17 protein-coding genes and 2 tRNA genes are annotated in these 19936 nt (G+C 48.1%); 12 read left to right on the top strand and 7 right to left on the bottom strand.

The annotated features are described in order from the left end of the window. Window positions 1-50 precede the first annotated feature (50 nt). Window positions 51-1805 carry a hypothetical protein gene (locus tag LBQ00_01290; GenBank protein MDR2017508.1) on the bottom strand — a complete coding sequence of 585 codons (1755 nt, stop codon included), beginning with the start codon at window positions 1803-1805 and terminating at the stop codon, window positions 51-53. Between the two features lie 243 nt (window positions 1806-2048). Here LBQ00_01290 and LBQ00_01285 point away from each other — a divergent pair, with 243 nt between their 5' ends. Next, window positions 2049-2693 (top strand): hypothetical protein, encoded by a 645-nt coding sequence (locus tag LBQ00_01285; protein MDR2017507.1) that lies wholly within the window; start codon window positions 2049-2051, stop codon window positions 2691-2693. 667 nt (window positions 2694-3360) lie between these two features. On the opposite strand, the gene LBQ00_01280 is transcribed toward LBQ00_01285, so the two are convergent. Both LBQ00_01280 and LBQ00_01275 read right to left on the bottom strand, forming a co-directional pair. Further along, window positions 3361-4035: an HAD family hydrolase gene (locus tag LBQ00_01280; GenBank protein ID MDR2017506.1), complete on the bottom strand. Its 675-nt coding sequence runs from the start codon at window positions 4033-4035 to the stop codon at window positions 3361-3363. A gap of 24 nt (window positions 4036-4059) precedes the next feature. Then, the gene (locus LBQ00_01275; GenBank protein ID MDR2017505.1) at window positions 4060-5199 is read right to left on the bottom strand and encodes an alanine--glyoxylate aminotransferase family protein; all 1140 of its coding nucleotides are present in this window, start codon (window positions 5197-5199) and stop codon (window positions 4060-4062) included. 382 nt (window positions 5200-5581) lie between these two features. Here LBQ00_01275 and LBQ00_01270 point away from each other — a divergent pair, with 382 nt between their 5' ends. Continuing rightward, window positions 5582-5794, top strand: a complete 213-nt coding sequence (locus LBQ00_01270; protein ID MDR2017504.1) for a hypothetical protein — start codon at window positions 5582-5584, stop codon at window positions 5792-5794. A gap of 305 nt (window positions 5795-6099) precedes the next feature. Continuing rightward, window positions 6100-6564, top strand: coding sequence for a hypothetical protein (locus LBQ00_01265; protein ID MDR2017503.1), 465 nt, complete (start codon window positions 6100-6102; stop codon window positions 6562-6564). A gap of 5 nt (window positions 6565-6569) precedes the next feature. Here the strand turns inward: LBQ00_01265 and LBQ00_01260 are convergent. The 4 genes from LBQ00_01260 to LBQ00_01245 form a co-directional block, all read right to left on the bottom strand. Further along, window positions 6570-6644: transfer RNA gene (locus tag LBQ00_01260), tRNA-Cys, on the bottom strand. Window positions 6645-6731: 87 nt separating this feature from the next. Continuing rightward, window positions 6732-6806 (bottom strand) — tRNA-Gly (locus LBQ00_01255). 195 nt (window positions 6807-7001) lie between these two features. Beyond that, window positions 7002-8306, bottom strand: a complete 1305-nt coding sequence (locus LBQ00_01250) for a TRAP transporter large permease (GenBank protein MDR2017502.1) — start codon at window positions 8304-8306, stop codon at window positions 7002-7004. Next, a complete protein-coding gene (locus LBQ00_01245; GenBank protein MDR2017501.1) occupies window positions 8299-8781 on the bottom strand; it encodes a TRAP transporter small permease in 483 nt (160 codons plus the stop codon). Before LBQ00_01245 ends, LBQ00_01250 begins: the two co-directional genes overlap by 8 nt. Before the next feature lie 497 nt (window positions 8782-9278). Between LBQ00_01245 and LBQ00_01240 the strand changes: the two genes are divergently transcribed. The 9 genes from LBQ00_01240 to LBQ00_01200 all read left to right on the top strand — a co-directional run bounded on the left by LBQ00_01240 (window position 9279) and on the right by LBQ00_01200 (window position 19873). Then, complete coding sequence (locus LBQ00_01240) at window positions 9279-9593, top strand: hypothetical protein (protein ID MDR2017500.1); 315 nt, start codon at window positions 9279-9281, stop codon at window positions 9591-9593. A 476-nt stretch (window positions 9594-10069) separates the two neighbouring features. Further along, complete coding sequence (locus LBQ00_01235) at window positions 10070-11641, top strand: DEAD/DEAH box helicase (GenBank protein MDR2017499.1); 1572 nt, start codon at window positions 10070-10072, stop codon at window positions 11639-11641. A gap of 1260 nt (window positions 11642-12901) precedes the next feature. Then, window positions 12902-13396, top strand: a complete 495-nt coding sequence (locus LBQ00_01230; GenBank protein MDR2017498.1) for a CarD family transcriptional regulator — start codon at window positions 12902-12904, stop codon at window positions 13394-13396. 13 nt (window positions 13397-13409) lie between these two features. Next, window positions 13410-14465, top strand: a complete 1056-nt coding sequence (locus tag LBQ00_01225; GenBank protein ID MDR2017497.1) for a PIN domain nuclease — start codon at window positions 13410-13412, stop codon at window positions 14463-14465. Window positions 14466-14469: 4 nt separating this feature from the next. Continuing rightward, complete coding sequence (gene ispD / locus LBQ00_01220; GenBank protein MDR2017496.1) at window positions 14470-15168, top strand: 2-C-methyl-D-erythritol 4-phosphate cytidylyltransferase; 699 nt, start codon at window positions 14470-14472, stop codon at window positions 15166-15168. Next, window positions 15165-15644 (top strand): 2-C-methyl-D-erythritol 2,4-cyclodiphosphate synthase, encoded by a 480-nt coding sequence (gene ispF, locus LBQ00_01215; protein ID MDR2017495.1) that lies wholly within the window; start codon window positions 15165-15167, stop codon window positions 15642-15644. Before ispD ends, ispF begins: the two co-directional genes overlap by 4 nt. 2 nt (window positions 15645-15646) lie before the next feature. Continuing rightward, window positions 15647-17008, top strand: a complete 1362-nt coding sequence (gltX, locus tag LBQ00_01210) for a glutamate--tRNA ligase (GenBank protein ID MDR2017494.1) — start codon at window positions 15647-15649, stop codon at window positions 17006-17008. Beyond that, the gene (locus LBQ00_01205; protein ID MDR2017493.1) at window positions 16978-18489 is read left to right on the top strand and encodes a HAMP domain-containing protein; all 1512 of its coding nucleotides are present in this window, start codon (window positions 16978-16980) and stop codon (window positions 18487-18489) included. Before gltX ends, LBQ00_01205 begins: the two co-directional genes overlap by 31 nt. Further along, window positions 18479-19873, top strand: a complete 1395-nt coding sequence (locus LBQ00_01200) for a sigma-54 dependent transcriptional regulator (protein ID MDR2017492.1) — start codon at window positions 18479-18481, stop codon at window positions 19871-19873. The genes LBQ00_01205 and LBQ00_01200 overlap by 11 nt, the downstream gene beginning before the upstream one ends. Window positions 19874-19936 lie beyond the last annotated feature (63 nt).

Raw genomic sequence — 19936 nt, 5'->3', positions numbered from 1 at the left:
GAAATACATCCCGGCGCCGTTCAAGCCAGATGCAGAATATCCTTTGGCTGTTATATTTTACCCTGCACGGGGCAGACGTAAAGGCACGTGCCGCACCGAAGGCAGAGCCCGTCGTCAATCCTTATTTTACGTTGTTCCTCGTCAAAGGCGAGTCCGGGGCAATCGAAAAGATCGACACAACTCCTGCAACCCACGCAAGCGTCGATAAACGCAGCCGGGTCGAATATCTTCTCCTGTTCTCCTTTAGAGAGAAGGACGCACTCTCTTCTGGCAACGATTACAGCCGGAGTCTGCCCGTCTTTCTCCAGATAGGCGTAAGCTTCCCTGACTGTGTCTATTAAGAGAGGTACGTCGTATGGATCGACAACTCTCAGGAATCCGATACCGAAGCCGGTCAGGATATCCTCTATCCTGATGGAGTGTCCTGCAGTGCCATCAGCCGCTATCCCCGTTTGAGGTGTAGGCTGCATCCCGGTCATGGCGGTGGTGGAGTTATCCATAAGTACAAGGATGAACCGCTTCTGCTTCAATACTGCGTCATAGAGCGGAGTGAGGCATGCATGAAAGAAAGTTGAGTCGCCGATGGAGGCTATAATGGGAACCAGCTTCCCATCTTGGATGAATGTATCGTAGAAACCGGAGGCGAAAGTCACACCGGAACCCATGTCAAGACATGTATCCACAGCTCCCAGTGATATGCCCAGGGTGTAGCAGCCTATGTCGCCTGGAAAGACCGCATCGGGGAAAGCCTGTTTCATGGCATAAAAAGAGGCCCGGTGAGGGCATCCGGCGCAAAGCTTCGGTGGTCTCGGGGAAAACGGGACATCTTTCAAGGCTTCCGCGACAGATCTGTCCGGGACAAATGCTTCTCTTGCTTTGCCCAAAATACCCATTTCGCCTAACGTACGCCCTATGACATCCCTGACTGTGTCATAGGTCAGCTCTCCCTGGCATGGAATGTAACCGTTCCTTCTTCCCATCACCTTGCCGCCCTCTCCGATTATCGCCTCCAGGACGGCGTCTGTCTCCTCAATGACCAGAATTCTCTCGTTCATTTTCACAAAATCAATCATTCCCTTATCTGTCGGAACGATCTTCATCACCTTGTAGAGTGAGACGTCTTCCCAGACGTCAAGCCGGGTGAGGACGTCAAAGGCCAGGGAACTGCTCATGCCGGAGGCTACAATTCCCAATTTCCTGCCCGTGCCTGCCTGCACGCCTTCCCGGAGAACAACATCTCTTTGTCCGGGCGAATAAAGAGGGACCGCCTCCCTTGAATGACTCACTCTGTGAGTGGATCGCAATATAACGGGCGTTTTGTGTTCGAATGAATATTTCAGAGCATAGTATGCGGCATCCCCCGCTTCTTTAGGCGACGCCGGATCGAGAAGCGGTATCCCGAATATGGAGGCGAGCAGTCTTGTATCTTGTTCCGTCTGTGACGACTGCGGACCGGGGTCGTCACAGGAGACAACGACAAGGGCTCCTTTTATTGATTTATTTTTCCCTCTAAGAAGGGAGGGGAAAGCGACATTCAGGCCCACCTGTTTCATCATGCATGCGGCCTGCTTTCCAGCGGCGGCGGCCCCGAAAGCCACCTCGAAAGCACATCGCTCGTTGGCGGACCATTCGGCGTAGGTCGCCCCATTCTCTCTTTCGTTGAACTTAATTATGCCTGGCAGGATTTCAGAACTTGGCGTCCCAGGATAGGCTGCAGCAAGATCAAGGCCCGCCTCGACGAGACCCCGTGCGATGGCATGATTTCCTATCATGACTTCATAATTGTCGGCATTGTCGGCATTCATTCTGTTCATCTCCTGTCAGGCTGTCTTCAAACATCCTATCATACCACAAAACGGAAGTCCGTTTGCCCATGAAATACGTTTCCCCTTAGGTCCTCTCCTTCGCGGCTGGAATGGGCAATTCCTTGCAGGAAAAGGTTTTTTAGGCGGGCAGGCTCAGGTAAACACTGACTGCAGCTTGCTTTGCGTTTTGTTTTTTGAAAATCCTTATGATACAATAAGGAAAAATTGCGTCAGGAGGCAGATATGATGCTTAGCAGAAACCTTTTTTGCACATTTCTTACTGCAACACTTGTGCTGTCCTTTGCAGTCTTTACCGGATGCGCCAAGCCTCCCACGGAAGAAATGGCAAAGGCGGAAATGGCGATGGAAGATGCGAAACAAAAAGAGGCTCCCGCATATGTGCCCGATCTCTTTGCCAAGGCGGACGAATCATTGCAAACGGGCAAAGACTTGGTAGCCGGAAAGAAATACAAAGAAGCTAAAGAAGCTTTTATCGAGAGCGAGGGACTTGCCCAGCAGGCAATTTCAGGCGTTGAACCCGCAAAGGCAAAAATGAAAACCGACGCGGAGCAATCCATTCAGGAAGTCCAAAAGACAATTGATGAAGTGAAGGCTTTGGTGGAAGGCGCCCAGAAGAAAAAAGCTCTTGCTGCGCAGTGCGAAGAATATCAGGCGCTGATAACTAAATGGGAAACTGACCTGACATCCGTCAAAGAAAAATTTCAAGGTCCTAACATCAAGGAAGCAGCCGATGATCTGAAGGCATTGCAGGACCAGACGACGGCGAAGAAGGAAGAGGCGGCCGCTGCCTTAAGCGGCAATGCTGCTGCGACTCCGGCGCAACCTGCAGTCCCGGCCAAATCTGCGACTCCTGCTCCAAAAAAATAGAGATGACCAAATCCGACGGGTTGCCGCCGGCATATGGCGCATAATCAAATATATCAAGGCAGGCCCATGGAAGCTCGTATTCCGTGAGCCTGCCTTGATTCTTGAATTTCCTTCCCGTTGCCAGTCCATTCACAACAGCGTCCTTATTTGTATCTGACGCCGGAATTGCAATTTATTTTCCGAAATGACTTCCATAGTCGCCACAATCGAAAACAGTCTGCAAGAGCACATAAAATGAATCGAATAGATGCAAGATACTGCGTATCCGAGATTTGAGCCGGCTCCGGAAACAGTCACTCACGTTTAGTTCCGGAGACTAAGGATGATTGGACGTCTGTACAAGTGCGTTAGCTATAACATACGAAAATTACGATGAGTTTGTTTCACAATTGCCAAGGGCATGTTTAGCTTGTCTCTGTCTATACAGCTTTTTACAGGTTTTGTTGTTCTTATTTCTCAAGACCCGACGAGGAATACCGATCTGGTTATATCAATGAACGGCAACAGTATAACCGGTCACAGCAGAGTTGCTGCACAAAGACCCCATTATGCAGTCCCATTTTCCCGGAAATACCGGTTCAGCGGGTAAGGCTTTATTCCCCATCACCGTGACTCTTTCCCTGAGACGGGACGGGGGAAACGCTGTCACTTAAGTAAGAGGTGAGGATCAATGGATTAGATCGGGTATTCCGCGTATATCTTCCAGAATATATGTGGCTCCGGCCTTTTCAAACTCATGTTTCGTAGTTCGTCCGGTAAGAAGACCGACGGTTTTCATTCCTGCCGCTTTCCCGGCTGCGATATCTGTGGGATGATCGCCGGCAAGCATACTCTCTTCCGGATAAATGGAAAGAAGCGAAGAGATGGCATATGCCTGTCCCGGATGAGGCTTAACCTCCCTTAAATGCTCACGGGTTACGATACCCATGACGTATTCATCAATATCAGGGAAGACACCTCTCAACACATCAATGCAGCTTCGCGTGATGACGCCAACCTTGACGCTTTTCTTTTTTATCAGCGCCAACACTTCCCTGGTATACGGATAGACCTCTTTGCCCATGGACGCTTCAAGCTCAAGGATTCTTAAGCGTTCAAAGGCCTCCTGTCTCAACTTCGCGCCTGTCTTCCCGAGTCGGTCTTCCGCCTCATAAATCATCTCCAAGATAGGGTGATCTTTTAATGCCGTTACTGTCTCCTCCTGCACATACCGCCGAACGATCTTGACAATCTCTGCCTTCATGAACCGGAAATCAAGCGTCAGTTCCGTCAGGGTACCGTCAAAGTCAAAAATAACGCCTTTTATTACGGGTATAGTTTCCGTCCCTGTTTCCTCCGACAAGGCCCCGTCTTTATCTTTGTTATGTTAGAGGTCCTTGAGGCAATCAACGGCCTTTGCTACCCCTGCCCCCATTTCGAATTTATAGCCCAGATCTCTTAAAGTAAATTCAAGGGCAGAAATTGCCGTTATAACGTCATATTTGTCTGCGTACCCCAAGGTGGCGATCCTGAATACCTTGCCCTTCAACTGATCCTGGCCTCCAGCCCCCGTGACCCCGTACTTCTTCCAAAGGGTCTTATATATCGCCTGTCCGTCAATTCCGTCTGGGGCGACGATCGCGGTGACCGCCGGACTGGGGGACTTGGCGAATACCTTGAGACCGAGGGCGCACGCCGCCTCACGGGTAGCGTTGGCAAGGAGATCAATCCGTCTGTAAACATTCGCTAACCCCTCCTCCCGGATAATCCTAAGGGACTCCCTGAGACCGATAATAAGGGAGATTGCGGGTGTAAAGTTGGTCTGATTTTTTTTCATATTTGTGAGCTCTCTGGCCCAATTGAAATAGAATTTTGGTATCTTTGAGGTTTTACTGAACTCCCACGCCTTGTCGCTCACACCGGCAAAGGCCAAGCCAGGGGGCAGCATAAGGGCTTTTTGGGCGCCGCTTATCAGGATATCTATGTTCCACTCATCTTGGGGTAGTTCAAAGACACCTACCCCTGTGATGCCGTCGACCACCATAAGGGTGCCGGGGTATCTTTTTACTATGGCCGCGATCTCTCTGACCGGAAATTTCGCCCCTGTCGAGGTGTCCGTAGCCTGAGTATAGACTGCCTTCACTTCCGGATGAACCTTGAGGACATCATCAATGGCCCTTGGGTCGAGAAGATCTCCCCACGGCACGTCTATGTCTATTGTCTCCACACCGTAGGCGCTGCAGATCTTGGACCACCGCTCCCCAAATTTCCCGCTTCTCACGACCGCCGTTTTGTCTCCCGGGGAAAGCATGTTGGTTACCGCACCTTCCATTGCCCCTGTACCTGAAGAAGTGAAAATTAACACCTCATTCTTCGTTCCGAAGAGATACTTCAGATTCTCCCTTACTTCTTCTACTATGGCCTCAAAAAGAGGGTTTCTATGATGTATGATCGGTTCAGCCATCTTCAGCAGGACCTCGGGTGGTATCGCCGTCGGACCTGGAGCCAGCAAGTATCGTTTTTGCATACCTTCCTCCTTGAATCAAAACTGTAAGTATGTAACAGATACCCGGTAAACAGGTCAATAAAAAAGGGATAACAACGACTTAGAGTATTTTTCTTCATTCTGGCGGGAAGGCCGCCGCCCGCCCGCCCCGAAGTCCTACCCCAGCTGGCGCAATGGGAACGAAACAGGAAAAACAACCCCCTGCCTTGCAGGATAAATGGGTATACAAGCCCGGAAATATTGTGATATATTTTTAGATGAGATGAATCTGCTTCGACCATGGGTCTGCCACTGCCCTTGACCCAAGACTTCTTTATGTCATGATGCCGCACCCAACACGGCAATTCGGAAACATCTCGTCAGCTCTGACAGAGGAGGGTACGCTGCCCCATGAGGCGATGGAATGGACGCGAAAAAGGTCGTCGTCCTTGTGGGCGTCGAAAAGGATGAAATTATTTTTACCGCGCCGGCCATGGAGTCAAACAACGCAAGCGGTCAAAGAGCTGGCGAGTTGGCCATCACGCACAACCACAACGAGAGCAAGATCCTTTTTTCTGCCATTGAATGCTATCCTAATAGTCAACCAAGTGGATTTTCTCAGGAGTTTGAGATTTGAGATTGACTTTGCACGACGGACTAATGATGGCCTCATGTTCAATGAGCATGCGAACCGGATGTCATAAAAGGTGTTCTTGATGGGTTTGAGCGGATATTGTCCAAGAATTTTCCTTATCGGCATAGAAAAAGCAATTCTCGCCCATCAGAGGGACTATCATGGAGCGCTTAAGTTACCATTCTCTTATGCTGCCCCGGATGATGCTTAAAGCGCGTGGCAATGGGTTTTCATAGGGCACGAAAGAACGGAAAACTATCATTACGTGCCCTAATAAGGGCACACAATTTTAATTTGGAGGGAATTACATGTACAGACCCACTGTGCTCCACACAGTCATAACAGCTCTTCTCATTATGGTATTTTCAACTGTTCCGCTTTATGGGAAAGATGACAAAATAGTAACCCCCAAGGAGTTTGGCACGTATATACAGACAACCGGAGGACTCAAAAGGATTGTTCCCAATATCGTTCAGGACCAGAACGGCATGCTGTTCGTGGAAAGCAATAAGCCGGCGGTCTATGCCCTCAAAGACTTCGAGTATTTTGTCCTATACGGTCCCCAGAATATGGAAGTCCTCACCTTGAACCCTCTTCTTTTCCTCCAGGCCTCGCCTCTTGGAAAGCCTCAATACATGTTCGGGAAGAATATTGAATTTACAACGCAGAAAAAGGGGAACAATCTTTATACCGTCAAACCAAAAGGGCTTATGGGCAGAGGCTATTTCTGCCTGTGGATCGAAGATGCTGCGTGGGATTTTGTAATCGAATAAATAAATGGAGGCGGCATCCGGATTTGAACCGGAGAATAACGGTTTTGCAGACCGCTGCCTTACCACTTGGCTATGCCGCCCTGACCTTGAGTGAATAAAAACAAACAGTCAGACCCTTCAGGGTCTTATCCTATCCACCGGCTGCGATTTACCAACAAACGTATGTATGGAGCGGGAAACGGGATTTGAACCCGCGACTTCAACCTTGGCAAGGTTGCACTCTACCACTGAGTTATTCCCGCATTGTGTTTTTATATAATACATAACAGAGTACCATGTCAAACCTTTAATGCATCCTGAAAGAAATTGCCATCCTTGAGCAAAAGCTCTTTTGGCATACGTATGAACCGCAAAAGATATTCTCGTGTTAAAATCAAAGGGCTTCTCGCGAGAAGCCCTTTGATTGCCATAGCATCAATTTAATAAGGAACCATTATTTACCCTGGCATAAGCATGTTTGGAAGCCAGGTGGCAAGCTGAGGAAAAACAAAGAGTACGATGCCGCCCACAACGAGACTGATGAGGAACGGGTATACCCCGCTATAGATGACGCCGAACGGAATTTTCGTGATCTGTTTTACCACGAAGACGTTGATCGCCACCGGAGGTACCACCACGCCGATCATAACGGTAATGCCGATCATCATTCCGAACCAGAGCGGGTTATAACCCAGTTGCTGAATGGCCGGGAAGAATATGGGGGTGGCAAGGATCATGAACGCAAGGTCATCAATAAAAGATCCGCCGACCAAGTAGATGAGCGAGATGAAGATCATAATTATTGCCGGGTGCAGTGGAAGCGAGACGATCCAATCGGCGGCGATCATCGGTATTTTCGTCACGGCTATGAAGTGACCGAGCACTGTCGAGCCCGCAATCAGCATAAGTACCATACATGCAGTGCAAACCGATTCCATGACGGACTTCAGGTAACCTTTGAAATTGAGGTCCCTCTTACCGAATGTGAGTAGAAGAACGAGGAACGTACCCACGCTCCCTGCTTCTGTCGGCGTGAAGAAGCCTTTCAGGATACCGCCGATGACGAGAACGAAGACCAGGACAACCCATCCTATTTCCGGCACCGCTTTTATTCTTTCACTCCACGATGATTTCGGACCCTTGGGGCCTATTTTGGGATTTATTTTGCACCACCCATAGACGATGGCAACAAAGAAGGCAGCGATCATGAGACCTGGAAGAATCCCGGCAAGAAAGAGTCTCCCTATGGACTGGTCGGTGATAATTCCGAAAATGATCAGTGTAACACTGGGTGGCAGGAGGACCCCAAGGGTGCCGACGCTGGACACAATACCAGTGGATAGCCTTTTGTCGTACCCGTAACGTTCCATTTCAGGGACTGCAACACTTGCGAAAGTAGCCGCAGTGGCCGGAGAGGAACCGCATATGGACTTGAAAGCCGTAGCCCCGGCGACCGTTGCCATGGCCAATCCTCCTGGGATGTGACCGATATATTTATAGGCTGCATCAAACAGTCTCTTGGCGATACCTGAGTTGAACGCAACCTGCCCCATCAATATGAAGAGCGGAATAACGGTAAAACCATAACTGTTGAGAACATCGAAAAAATCTTTCGCGAGAAGATTCAACGCGGCATCCCAGGAAATTAGGTACCCGAAGCCAAGAAAACCTATGGCGATCATGGCGAATGCCAGTTCGATTCCGGTGAGGAATAGAATCAATACAACTGCCAAACCGATTATGCCGACAATTACCTCATTCATATTTGCCTCCAATTATCTTGAAGATGTCACAAATTAATACCAGACACTGGAATAAACAGCAGATTCCAAGCCCATACGCGATGGGATAGAATGGAAGTTGGCGGGTAAGAGTAACTTCTCCTGATTTATAGAGCTCAAAGGCCACTTTGAAGAGGTTCCACCCGATCAGAAAAAAAAGTATTATACCCATAAGCCTAGTGAGACTATTCAAGATATTCTGGATTCCTTTGGGACATTTCTGATAAAAGAAATCGACAAATATATGGCCTCTGGTCCACGAAGTGATGGGAATTGCAAATCCTATTGCTACTGCTCCGCCAAGACCCACCATCTCAAAGGTACCTACTATCGGATGTCCGAAAAGTCTCAAAACGACATCCGTCACAGTGAGAAGCATAATAAAAGTCAGGGCGATGCAGGCAATAACCTGCATCCATTTGCTAAATCTTTCAACGATACTAAATATTCCTTCCATAAAACCCCCCTAATTGCAATAAGCTGCCTGCAGTCTTGACTGCGGGTTATCATAAATCGTTAATGAAAAACACAAACCCCTCTTTAATGTATGAAAAAGTCTCCCGGTGCCTTCTCTACCTCTCTTTTTTATTCCGACCTAATCTGACATCCCTCCTCTTTAGTTGTGTCGTTTTTTGTGTCCAATCATCTTTTATTTATATCAGGGGAAGGACGCCCAGAGGGGTCCGTAGGCAGTACTTTCCCAGAATGCGTCTGTTCCTTTAAGCCAGTCATTCTTGAGGTATATGCCGGTCTGACAGAACTTACCAAGGTTTTTTGGAATCGCTCACGGATTCTGTGGTCTTGAGACGGATTTATCTTGTAATATTCTCCACGGTATTCCGAACTTCTGTCAGCGCTGATTCTTGAAAGAAAGAGTGAGAGATCAGTTTCTGTCAGCACGTTGGCCATGCAATTGCCGGCATAGAACGTGTCCTTGGGTTTTAGGCAGCCAGAATGTTCAGTTTCGATCTCTCTGCAGGTTTTCTTTGCGATAAACCGTCCTTTGGTTATTGCACGGGGGGGATAAACACGCCAGAGACTCTTACGGAATTGATCCCAGACGGGCTTTTCCATGGCGCCTTGTTCCTGAGGCGGGACTATCGTTGTGTAAGCCCCCTCAAGAGCCAACCAGCCACCTTGGTCGTGGGGGCCATTAATACGATAGAAACCACTCGCGAGGCATTCTCCAATTTCCTGGCTCAATCGCAAAGATACTACTTTGGTCTTGATCACTTTTCCCACGTGGTCATTTATTCATTCCTCCTTTAATCATAATTGTACGTATCGGGGAATGTCATATAATGCTTGGATTAATTTATATTAGCATGCCATGATAAGGCATAAATTTCAACCATATTTATTCTCCAATCTACCAATAATTTCCCTATCGCTCCTCTCTTCTGGCTTTCCATCTTGGTATCCTTTCTTGTACAGAGAGCATCCCTGCTTCATGCCTTTTATTTTTTTGGTCCTTTTCTGTGTTTTGCCCTATGCTTTCCATGTTTTTCATTTTCTTTGCTTTTTTATCCGAGAAATGATACCATAATATTTTGTGTTTTCAATTGTTTTGCCAGCCGAAAACAAGAAGCAGGCCGTTGATACTTGGTTACAATACAAATATAACAGCAAGCGCTTTCAATAAACAGTACAAGGCGACGGAGTGAAACGCAGAGCCGACACCGAATGCTGAGAGAATTGGCAAGGGCAAGCCGGTATATGGAAAAAAGGAGAATAATTATAAGAACATGGAGCAATTGAGATTTGAAGATTTAAATCTGTCGAAGGAACTTAGAAAAGCAGTTGAAAACATGGGTTTTGAAGAGGCAACGCCCATTCAGTCAGCGGCTATACCTATTATTCTTGAGGGAAAGGACATCATAGGCCAAGCGCAGACGGGCACCGGTAAGACCGTAGCCTTTGGCATCCCCATCCTTGAAGTCATCCAGCCGAAGGTGAGACGGCCGCAGGCGATCATACTGTGTCCCACTCGCGAGTTGGCCATACAGGTGGCCGATGAATTCAAGAAACTGTCGAAATACAAGAAGGACGTATCGGTGCTGCCCATATACGGCGGACAGCCCATAGACCGACAGGTTTATGGGCTCAAGAAAGGTGTGCAGATAATCATCGGGACACCGGGACGCACCATTGATCATATCCGGCGCGGCAATTTAAAGCTTGACCACATCAAGGTGGTTGTCCTTGACGAAGCGGACGAGATGCTCGACATGGGGTTCATCGACGACATTGAGACAATCCTCAGCGAGACCCCACAAGGCAGGCAGACCCTTCTCTTTTCCGCCACAATGCCCAAGCCGATTCTCGACCTTACGAAGAGATATCAAAAAGATCCACAGTTGGCGAAGGTGGTCCACAAGCAGTTGACCGTACCTAACGTGGAGCAGGTATATTTTGAAGTTAAGGAAAGCATGAAACTCGAAGCTCTTTCCCGCCTCATTGATATACACGACCTGAAGCTCTCCCTTGTTTTCTGCAATACCAAAAGAAGAGTTGATGAGGTGGTGGCAAACCTGCAGGTAAGGGGCTACCTCGCCGACGGACTCCACGGAGATATGACTCAGGCGCAAAGAGACCGGGTAATGGGTAAATTCAGGAGCAATGCGTTCGAAATCTTGGTTGCTACCGATGTTGCGGCACGCGGTATCGACGTTGATGGCATTGAGGCGGTCTTCAACTACGACCTTCCGCAAAATGAAGAGTATTATGTTCACAGAATCGGACGAACGGCCCGGATGGGAAAGGCAGGGCGCGCCTTTACTTTCGCTGTGGGTAAGGAAATTTACAAGTTGCGGGAGATACAGGCTTACGCAAACGTGAAGATTGAGCGCCAAAAAGTGCCCTCCGTAAATGACGTGGAAGAGATCAGACTCAACTCGTTTCTTGATAAGGTAAAGGAACAGGTCGAAACTGGAGGACTTGAACATTACACGAACCTGATAGAGCGTTTGATCGACCAGGACTATGCTTCTGTGGATATCGCCGCGGCCCTGCTCAAACTAAGCATGGGCGAGGATAGCGGCGCCCAGGCGGAGGATTTTGACGGTCACGTCAAAGAGGAGATGGCGCGGCTCTTTGTAAGCATCGGACGTAATCAAAAAATAGACGTAAAGGACGTGCTAGGGGCCATAGCCGGAGAGACGGGCATACCAGGGAAACGGATCGGTAAGATCGAAATCTACGACAAATATACCTTCGTTGAAGTGCCGAAGAAATTCGCCGAAGATGTACTCAATATAATGAACAACAATCAGATTAAAGGTATCAAAATCGGTATGGAGTGGGCGAATAAAAAATAGGTTCGCCTGCACACAGTGGGATCTCCGCGAAATGATTATATTGGATATGGCTTGCGCTGCTGGAAATGTATTGTCATACCAAGAAGCTTCACTGTGCGGCAACAACAGAAATGCTGAGTGAGGAATCTTTTCTCCGTCACGGCTTTTGATGGAGATTGATTCATCACATCAAGTTTAATAGGTCAAGTTTTTCATCGTTCGTCTTGCTTGTAGTTCTATTATTAAGAGTCTTACCCAAAGAACGACGGGATCAAATCAGGTGACCCGTTAATACGGAGGCGAGCGAACAATTAAGATAGTCAGGTCAGCCATAAATAAGCTGCGGGATACAATGCACATTTTACGCCTGAGGCGCCCGAACCAATGCCGCTCAAGAAAGTTGTTACGTTCAATAGCGTGGGTCTCTCACATTTTGGTTGGATTAGCAGTTCCGGTGTACGATTCCCATCTATCCGATAAGAAGAGGGAGACGCTTAGATCAAGCCAAGGCACCACTGTCGATGAAATTGACCTGCAGTGTTCCAGAGCCAGAATATTCAGAAAGTGCCACATCTCACCAAACTCGATTACCACAACCCCGGAGGGCCTCGACTTTTCATAAGCCTCTCTTTGCCCAATCGTAGACTACTTTGCGTGAAACCTTCGTTATGGTTTGAGACGACAAGCCATTTACATAGAGAATGATTGACAGGAACTTAGGTCGCGACATCCTTACCTTTTAGGTCCTTCTTGAGTGAATTAGAAAACCACAGTCTTTGCGCTTGTATCGCTGGCGCCCTAAGCGCTGGCCTTTCTTTACTGATTTTTTACTTCCCCATTTCCTGCATTTCATAGTGTCACCACTTATTTGGTGACACTATGAAATATTGTCATTTTGTTGGTGGCAGTCTCAAATATTAAACTTATTTTAAAAAAACTTTTCCTTGGTTGAGGTCAAATGAGAGATGCGTACTAATCGGGATAGTTGGGAACGCTGGAGGCCATTTGCGGTCCGAATGACAAAAGAGCAGGACCATGCCTGACCCCGCTCTTCCTCAAGCACTCCTTCTTCTGCATACACTATGGTGTGACTGACCGGCACGCAGACTTCGTACTGCCAATTCAATCGCAAAGAAAAAGTGAGGGGGGGTGAAATAGAAGAGAAGGGGTAACGGAATTTACGTCCGGTAAGCGTTCCTAAACATGTGAAACCTATTATTAATTGAATATTTTTGTCGAAAGTGGTAAAATATGAAGTCGAAAAAGACGACTGGAGGAATAATGTTTAAGGTTGGTGAAGTAGCGGTATATCCTGGTCATGGAGTGGGCAAGATCGCCTCTATCGAAGAAAAAGAATTTTCCGGTATGAAGCAGTCTTTCTATATAATGCGTATCCTTGATACGGATATGACTATAATGATCCCGGTCGATAACGCCAACAACACCGGCCTGCGATGCGTCATTGATTCCAGCGAAGTCACCAGGGTGTTCGAGATATTGAAAGATAAGAATGTAGTGCATGACAACGCCCCGTGGAACCGACGGTACAAGGAATACATGGAGCGCATCAAGAGCGGTTCCATCTTTGAAGTTGCCATGGTCCTGAAAGAACTTTACAGCCTGAGAGTCTGGAAGGAACTCTCCTTTGGAGAAAAGAAGATGTTCGAGATAGCCCGGAACCTTATAAAGAAGGAGCTTTCCATTGCCTTAGACAAAGAGGAGGAAGAGATAGAGACTGAAATTGAGGGGATTTTTTTAGAGAATTACAAAGCTTAGAGGATTATCTATTTTGAACACACTTGTCCAGATCCTCCTAGTAGTTGTTACTACGGTTACCGGCTATTTCATTCTTAAAGAAATATTTTTAAGCAGTCTTCTTGGCTGGATCGGTGCCATATTTGGCCTTGCTCTCGGCTACACAATACTGAAACTCGAAAAAAAATTGAAGGACATTCCGCTGAAGATCATCATCGGCAGTCTTACAGGGCTCTTCGTAAGCCTTATCGCTGCCTATTTGTTCGTCGCGAGGTTTCTGCTGACCATCATGAATGATATCCCCATAACGTTGCCCATTTGCATCTACATCTTCCTTTACGTAGTCATGGGTTATCTGGGGTTTCGCATAGGCGAGAAGAAGAGCAAGACCATTGATCTCTCGAAGATCCCGCTCTTTGACCGGACGGAGGGCAATGAAAACGTCAAGATCCTTGATACGAGCATCATAATCGACGGAAGGATAGCCGATCTCGTGGAGACAGGATTTATAGGAGGGATTTTCGTCATTCCCCGGTTCGTTCTGTACGAGATACAGCATATAGCCGATCATCAGGATGTGGTAAAGAGAACGCGAGGGAAAAGAGGTCTTGAAGTGCTCTACAAAATTCAGAAACAGACCGTGATCAAGACGAAGATTGTGGACTACGATTTTCCCAAGCTCCAGGACATGGACACCAAACTCATCGCCCTTGCGAAAAAGCTGAATGGGAAAATCGTGACGAATGGCTACAATCTCCATAAAGTTGCAGAGTTTCAGGGGATTGAAGTCCTGAACATGAATCGGTTGACAACTGCGTTGAAACCGGCTATGTTGTCCGGCGAGCAGATGGGGATACAGGTCCTAAAAGAGGGTAAAGAACATCATGGACGGGGCATCAGATATCTCGATGATGGTGCCATGGTCGTTGTCGACGATGGGCGAAAAATGTCAGGCAGACAAGCGGATATAGTGGTGACGAGCGCGTTGCAGACCATGTCGGGCCGGATGATTTTCGCAAAACCCAAAGAACAGGCTGAAAAGGAATTTTTTTTCCCCGCAGAGTATAATCTGGAAGAACAAGTGAGGTAACATTATGAGAACTCTCGCAATAATCCTCGCAGGCGGAGCGGGCAGGAGGATGGGGGCTTCCACGAACAAACAGTTTCTGCTTTTAGACAACAAGCCGATTATTGTCCACACACTGCAGGCATTCGAAGAATGTAGATCCGTGGATGGCATCTATCTTGTAGTCAATCAGAAGGGTCTTGCCACAATTCAGGAGGAGATCCTTGAGACATACCGGTTCAATAAACTGATGAAAATCGTCATAGGCGGACGGTTACGGCAGGATTCGGTGAGGAACGGGCTTGAGGCGATCAATACGCACTGCGATATTGTGGTTATCCACGACGGGGTGAGGCCTTTCGTGTCCCCCTCCTTCATAGAAAAAGAGATCTACCTCATGGAGATGTTTGATGCCATTATTCCTGTCATACCCGTCAAGGACACGATCAAGGCGATCTCGAAAGAAGGGTTTGTTGTCAAGACGCTGGAGAGAGACTCCCTGTGGCATGTCCAGACGCCGCAAGCATTCAAATACGAGGTCATAGCGAAGGCTTACAAGGACGGTATGGCAAAGAAGCTCTATGGCTATGACGACGCAACGTTCCTTGAAGCGACGGGCAAAAAAGTGAAAGTAATTGAAGGCTCTCCCTACAATATAAAGATAACAACACCAGAAGACCTTGTTTTCGCGAGAAGCATACTCTCCGAGTTGAGAGGGGCGATATGAGGGTAGGCATAGGCTACGACGTACACCGCCTGGTGGAAGGGAGGAGCCTTTTTCTCGGAGGAGTCCTAATACCTTTTTCGAAAGGTCTCCTCGGACACTCTGATGGTGACGTACTTATCCATGCGATCTGTGACGCGATTCTCGGCGCCATGTCCGAGGGCGATATAGGCATTCATTTTCCTGATACAGATAGGACGACGGAGGGCATAAGAAGCGTTGAAATACTCTCTTATATAGGCCGCCTCGCAGCAAATAAAGGATTCAAGATCGTAAATATCGACACGGTGGTGGTAACGGAGGAGCCGAAGATATCGCCCCACAGGGAGCGTATGAAAGAGGCTATAGCGGACCTTCTGGGCGTGGACAAAAGCGCGATTGGGATAAAAGGGAAGACCACTGAGGGTCTCGGCTTCTCAGGAAGAAAAGAAGGCATTGAGGCCCATGCCGTGGTGCTCCTCGAAAAGGAAAGAGACTAATTATGGTAAAGGTAAGGTTCGCGCCGAGCCCCACCGGATATCTCCATGTGGGCAACACGAGGACGGCCCTTGCAAACTACCTGTTTGCCCGGAAAGAGAACGGGATCCTCGTCTTGAGAATAGAAGATACCGACATGGAAAGATCAGATACGGCCTATGAGGCATCCATCTTGGAAGATCTCAGGTGGCTCGGCATTTCCTGGGAAGAAGGACCCTTCCGGCAATCCGAAAGGATCCAAACTTACAGGACCTATATTGACGTCCTTCTCGAAAAAGGCGATGCCTACAAATGCTTCTGTTCAAAAGAACGGCTTGAGGAGATAAAGGCCCTTTCCGTCCGGAGAGGGGAGCCACCGAGATATGATGGCACGTGCAGGAACCTTTCCGGAGAAGCCGTTCATAGGATGGAATCTGAAGGCAAGCCTTACGTGGTAAGGTTTAGGTCCCCCAGAAGGGCGGTCCGGTTTACGGACCTCATCCATGGGGAGACATTCTTCCCTGACGATCATGTGGACGATTTTATCCTCCTCAAACAGGAACTGACCCCCTCCTACAACTTTGCCGTCACGGTGGACGATATGCTCATGGAGATTACCCACGTGATCAGAGGATCGGACCATCTGTCGAACACACCAAAGCAGATCCTGCTGTTTCAGGCCTTGGACCGCACCCCTCCCCAGTACGCCCATCACTCCCTTCTTACCGGTCCTGACCGCAGGCCCCTGAGCAAGAGGCATGGGGCCACCCAGGTCCGGGAATTCCGTGACATAGGCATACTTCCGGCGGTCCTCGCGAATTATGTTGCCATCATAGGGAGAAAGGTAAAGAAGGAGATTATGGAACGGGATGAGATGATCAATACGTTTACCGTCAAATCCCTATCCTCGTCTGACTCATTGTTCGATATGGGCAAATTGTTCTGGTTCAACAAAGAGTACATCAGGAATATGCCAGTCGAGAACCTCCTCGGCGCATCAGATATCCCGCCGAAATACCGGGACGAAGTGGTCATCCTGCAGGAAAACTCGAAGACCTTGGCGGAGCTAAAGGAGTATCTTGATATATTTGACGGTACCGATATTAAAGACGACGGCATCGCCTACCTGTCTGCTTTCGGCGATCTCACGGCTGTTGTGGCTGCCATGGACGGTCTACCCTTGGACGGCGGTCTTACCTTTGATGACATAGTGAAGGAGATGGAACATGGGACTGGTCTTACGAAGCGAGACCTTTTTATGGTCCTCCGCATAATCCTCACGGGCAGGAAGAGCGGGCCTCCGCTCAAAGAGGTCTTCCCTCTCTTAAAAAAAGACACCGTTACAAAACGGATGTTATGTTTAAAAAGACAGTTTTCTCTTTCCTGAAAACGTTCACCCCGTCTTGGACATTGCTGTACTCGTCCGTGAAGGACACGTTCCGCAGTCTCTCTCTGAGAACGCAGCTTCTCCTCATCCTCATCTTGCTCCTCGTGGTCTCGGTAAGCTCTCTCACCATAATCTACGCCCGTACCGAGGGGCAGATTATAGAGAAGGTAACGGACAATATAGACGATATTACCACGGCAATCCAAATCAGTGTGGAAGAATTGACTTACCGTGGTGAAGGAAACCAGAGGCTGAAGGGTTACGTGGATATGTTGAACGAAAAGGGGATTAAGGAGATTTCTATTTTGAGCGATAAATCCGAAGTTATCGCCTCTTCGGACCCCAAAAAGATCGGCACCAGGCAGAAGATCCAGGAAAAGAGACATGCCAGAAAAAAGAACCTCATTATTAAGGCGCGCTTGGGCGAAGAGAGCTCCAGGGAAAACCAGAGGCCCTACAATGTGATTATGCCCGTCCAGATAAAGGGGCAGAACATAGGTTATATTCACATAAACATGGTTCTTGATGATTACAAGCTCATCCAAAGGAAAAACCATCTGAGGCGTATCCTTAGCACGGTTTTTGCTTTCAGCATCGGTATAATTTTCAGCCTACTCATCGCCGAGAAGTATACGGAACCTATCAAGAAGATTGCCCAGGCAAGCAAAAGGATCGCCGAGGGGGAACTGGCCAAGATCCGCAGCAACAACCGCAAGGATGAGATAGGCGTGCTGGTAAAGAGCTACAACGAGATGGTCGACAAACTGAATGAGAGGAAAGAGCTTGAGGAAAAACTAAAGAAAACGGAACAACTCTCCCTTATTGGCCAACTCTCCTCTGGGATTGCACACGAGATCAGGAATCCCCTCAATTTTCTCTCCCTTTCTATAGGGCATATCAGGGAGTGGGTTACGGAGGAGAAGCAGGACGACAGGGAAGAGGTCGTCAAACTCTTGGACAATTTGACGAAAGAAATTTATAAAGTTAATGACCTAATCCACAATTTTCTTTTCCTGGGCAAGCCGATCAGCCTCAAAAAGGAGTGGATAATGCCGGAGACCCTCTTCCAGGAGGCAGTCTACCTCGTGAAAGACAAAGTGAGAAGCGGTATAGAGCTCGAAGTCATCTCAAGGGACATGGGTCAACCTATCCAGTGCGATAGGGAGTATATTAGGATCTGCATCATAAACCTTATTCTCAATTCAGTCCAAGCCATGGAGCATGATGGAAGGGTCACCATAGAGTACAGCAAAGAGGATTCATTCTCCTGCATTTCAGTTAAGGACACTGGCGTGGGTATAGATAAGGACCAGATGGAGAAAATATTCGAACCTTACTTTTCGGCGAAACGATTCGGCATGGGCCTGGGCCTCGCTATCACCAAGAGGTTTGTCGAAGCCCACGGCGGGACGATCAGCATAGAGAGCAAGATAGGCAAAGGAACGACAATAATGATAACGGTGCCGCAATATGAGACATGATAAAGGTACTATCTTGGTAGTAGAAGATGATCAGAATCAGAGAGAGATCATCAAAACCATTCTCAGCAAGGAAGGGTTCTATGTGGAAACCGCAGACTGCGGGAAAACCGCCATGGTGCTTCTCGAAGCGAGCAATTTCGATGTGATTGTCACCGATCTTAGATTGCCGGACATAGATGGCACAGAGATACTCAAAGAGGTCAAAGCCAGAAACAGGACGAGTAACGTGATTATCATTACCGCGTATGGTTCTATCCCCTCCGCAATTGAGGCAACCAAACTTGGCGCTTTCCATTACCTCCAAAAGCCTTTCGAGAAGGACCAGCTTCTTGTCGTCATTCATAATGCCGTAAATCAAGCAAGGCTTACCAAAGACAATATTATGCTGAAGGACCAGCTTTCCGAAAAGTTCAACTTTCAGAACATCATAGGCGCCCACGGAGGAATGGAAGAACTCTTCAGGATTGTGAAGAAGGCGGCGCCCACCACATCCACTGTACTTATTTACGGAGAGAGCGGGACCGGGAAAGAACTTTTCGCCAAGAGCATCCATTACAACAGCCTGAGAAAGAACAAGCCGTTTTTCGCGATCAACTGTGCGGCAATACCCGAGACCCTGCTTGAAAGCGAGCTTTTCGGGTACGAAAAAGGCGCATTCACAGGAGCTCTTTCCCGTTCGGTAGGGCTTTTCGAACAGGCGAACGGGAGCACGCTCTTTCTTGATGAGATCGGGGATTTAAGCGCGAGCACCCAAGCCAAACTCCTAAGGGCAATACAGGAACGAGAGGTCCGGAGACTCGGCGGCAAGGATACCATAAAACTTGATGTGAGAATTATCGCCGCAACAAACAAGAACCTTGAGGAAGAGATAAAAAAGGGCAATTTCAGGGAAGACCTCTACTACAGGTTTAACGTCATCGCCTTCACGGTGCCGCCCCTCAGGGAACGCCTCACCGACGTGCCCCTGTTGGTGGAGCATTTCCTAAAGAAGCTTCACGGATCGCACGGAAAAACGAAAACCATCAGAGAAGACGCATTGCAGGCACTCATGAGATATGAATGGCCGGGAAACGTGAGACAGCTTGAATCAATCCTGGAGCGTGCGTACATTATGGGCGAGGATGAAACCATCGACATTGACCACCTCCCCCTTGAAGTAAGGTCCGGGAAAGGCAGCAGGAACTTGGATAGGATTGAGATCCCCGATGAAGGCATTGATCTCAACGAGATGGAAAAAGAGCTGATCAAGAAGGCGATCATCAAGGCCGGCGGAAAGATATCCCTCGCCGCTAAGTATTTGAATATGCCCTACGATAAACTTTGGTTCAAAGTCAAAAAGATGAAGGAAAAAGACGAGATCCTGAGTTTAACGACAAAATCATAGGAAATACTCGTAAATTGACGACTCACCATGCACCTTGCAGATCTCTATTAAGGTATTCTACAT

Source organism: Syntrophobacterales bacterium (assembly GCA_031274925.1).
GTDB lineage: Bacteria > Desulfobacterota > Syntrophorhabdia > Syntrophorhabdales > Syntrophorhabdaceae > PNOM01.
The sequence above is the reverse complement of the archived record's forward strand: the minus strand, read 5'-3'. Positions and strand labels throughout refer to the sequence as shown.

Bases quoted from the DNA above. Each gene is read 5' to 3' on its own strand.
- LBQ00_01290 (MDR2017508.1), bottom strand. From the start codon at position 1,805: ATGAATGCCGACAATGCCGACAATTATGAAGTCATGATAGGAAATCAT.
- LBQ00_01285 (MDR2017507.1), top strand. From the start codon at position 2,049: ATGATGCTTAGCAGAAACCTTTTTTGCACATTTCTTACTGCAACACTT.
- LBQ00_01275 (MDR2017505.1), bottom strand. From the start codon at position 5,199: ATGCAAAAACGATACTTGCTGGCTCCAGGTCCGACGGCGATACCACCC.
- LBQ00_01270 (MDR2017504.1), top strand. From the start codon at position 5,582: ATGGACGCGAAAAAGGTCGTCGTCCTTGTGGGCGTCGAAAAGGATGAA.
- LBQ00_01265 (MDR2017503.1), top strand. From the start codon at position 6,100: ATGTACAGACCCACTGTGCTCCACACAGTCATAACAGCTCTTCTCATT.
- LBQ00_01250 (MDR2017502.1), bottom strand. From the start codon at position 8,306: ATGAATGAGGTAATTGTCGGCATAATCGGTTTGGCAGTTGTATTGATT.
- LBQ00_01245 (MDR2017501.1), bottom strand. From the start codon at position 8,781: ATGGAAGGAATATTTAGTATCGTTGAAAGATTTAGCAAATGGATGCAG.
- LBQ00_01240 (MDR2017500.1), top strand. From the start codon at position 9,279: ATGTTCAGTTTCGATCTCTCTGCAGGTTTTCTTTGCGATAAACCGTCC.
- LBQ00_01235 (MDR2017499.1), top strand. From the start codon at position 10,070: ATGGAGCAATTGAGATTTGAAGATTTAAATCTGTCGAAGGAACTTAGA.
- LBQ00_01230 (MDR2017498.1), top strand. From the start codon at position 12,902: ATGTTTAAGGTTGGTGAAGTAGCGGTATATCCTGGTCATGGAGTGGGC.
- ispD (MDR2017496.1), top strand. From the start codon at position 14,470: ATGAGAACTCTCGCAATAATCCTCGCAGGCGGAGCGGGCAGGAGGATG.
- ispF (MDR2017495.1), top strand. From the start codon at position 15,165: ATGAGGGTAGGCATAGGCTACGACGTACACCGCCTGGTGGAAGGGAGG.
- gltX (MDR2017494.1), top strand. From the start codon at position 15,647: ATGGTAAAGGTAAGGTTCGCGCCGAGCCCCACCGGATATCTCCATGTG.
- LBQ00_01205 (MDR2017493.1), top strand. From the start codon at position 16,978: ATGTTTAAAAAGACAGTTTTCTCTTTCCTGAAAACGTTCACCCCGTCT.
- LBQ00_01200 (MDR2017492.1), top strand. From the start codon at position 18,479: ATGAGACATGATAAAGGTACTATCTTGGTAGTAGAAGATGATCAGAAT.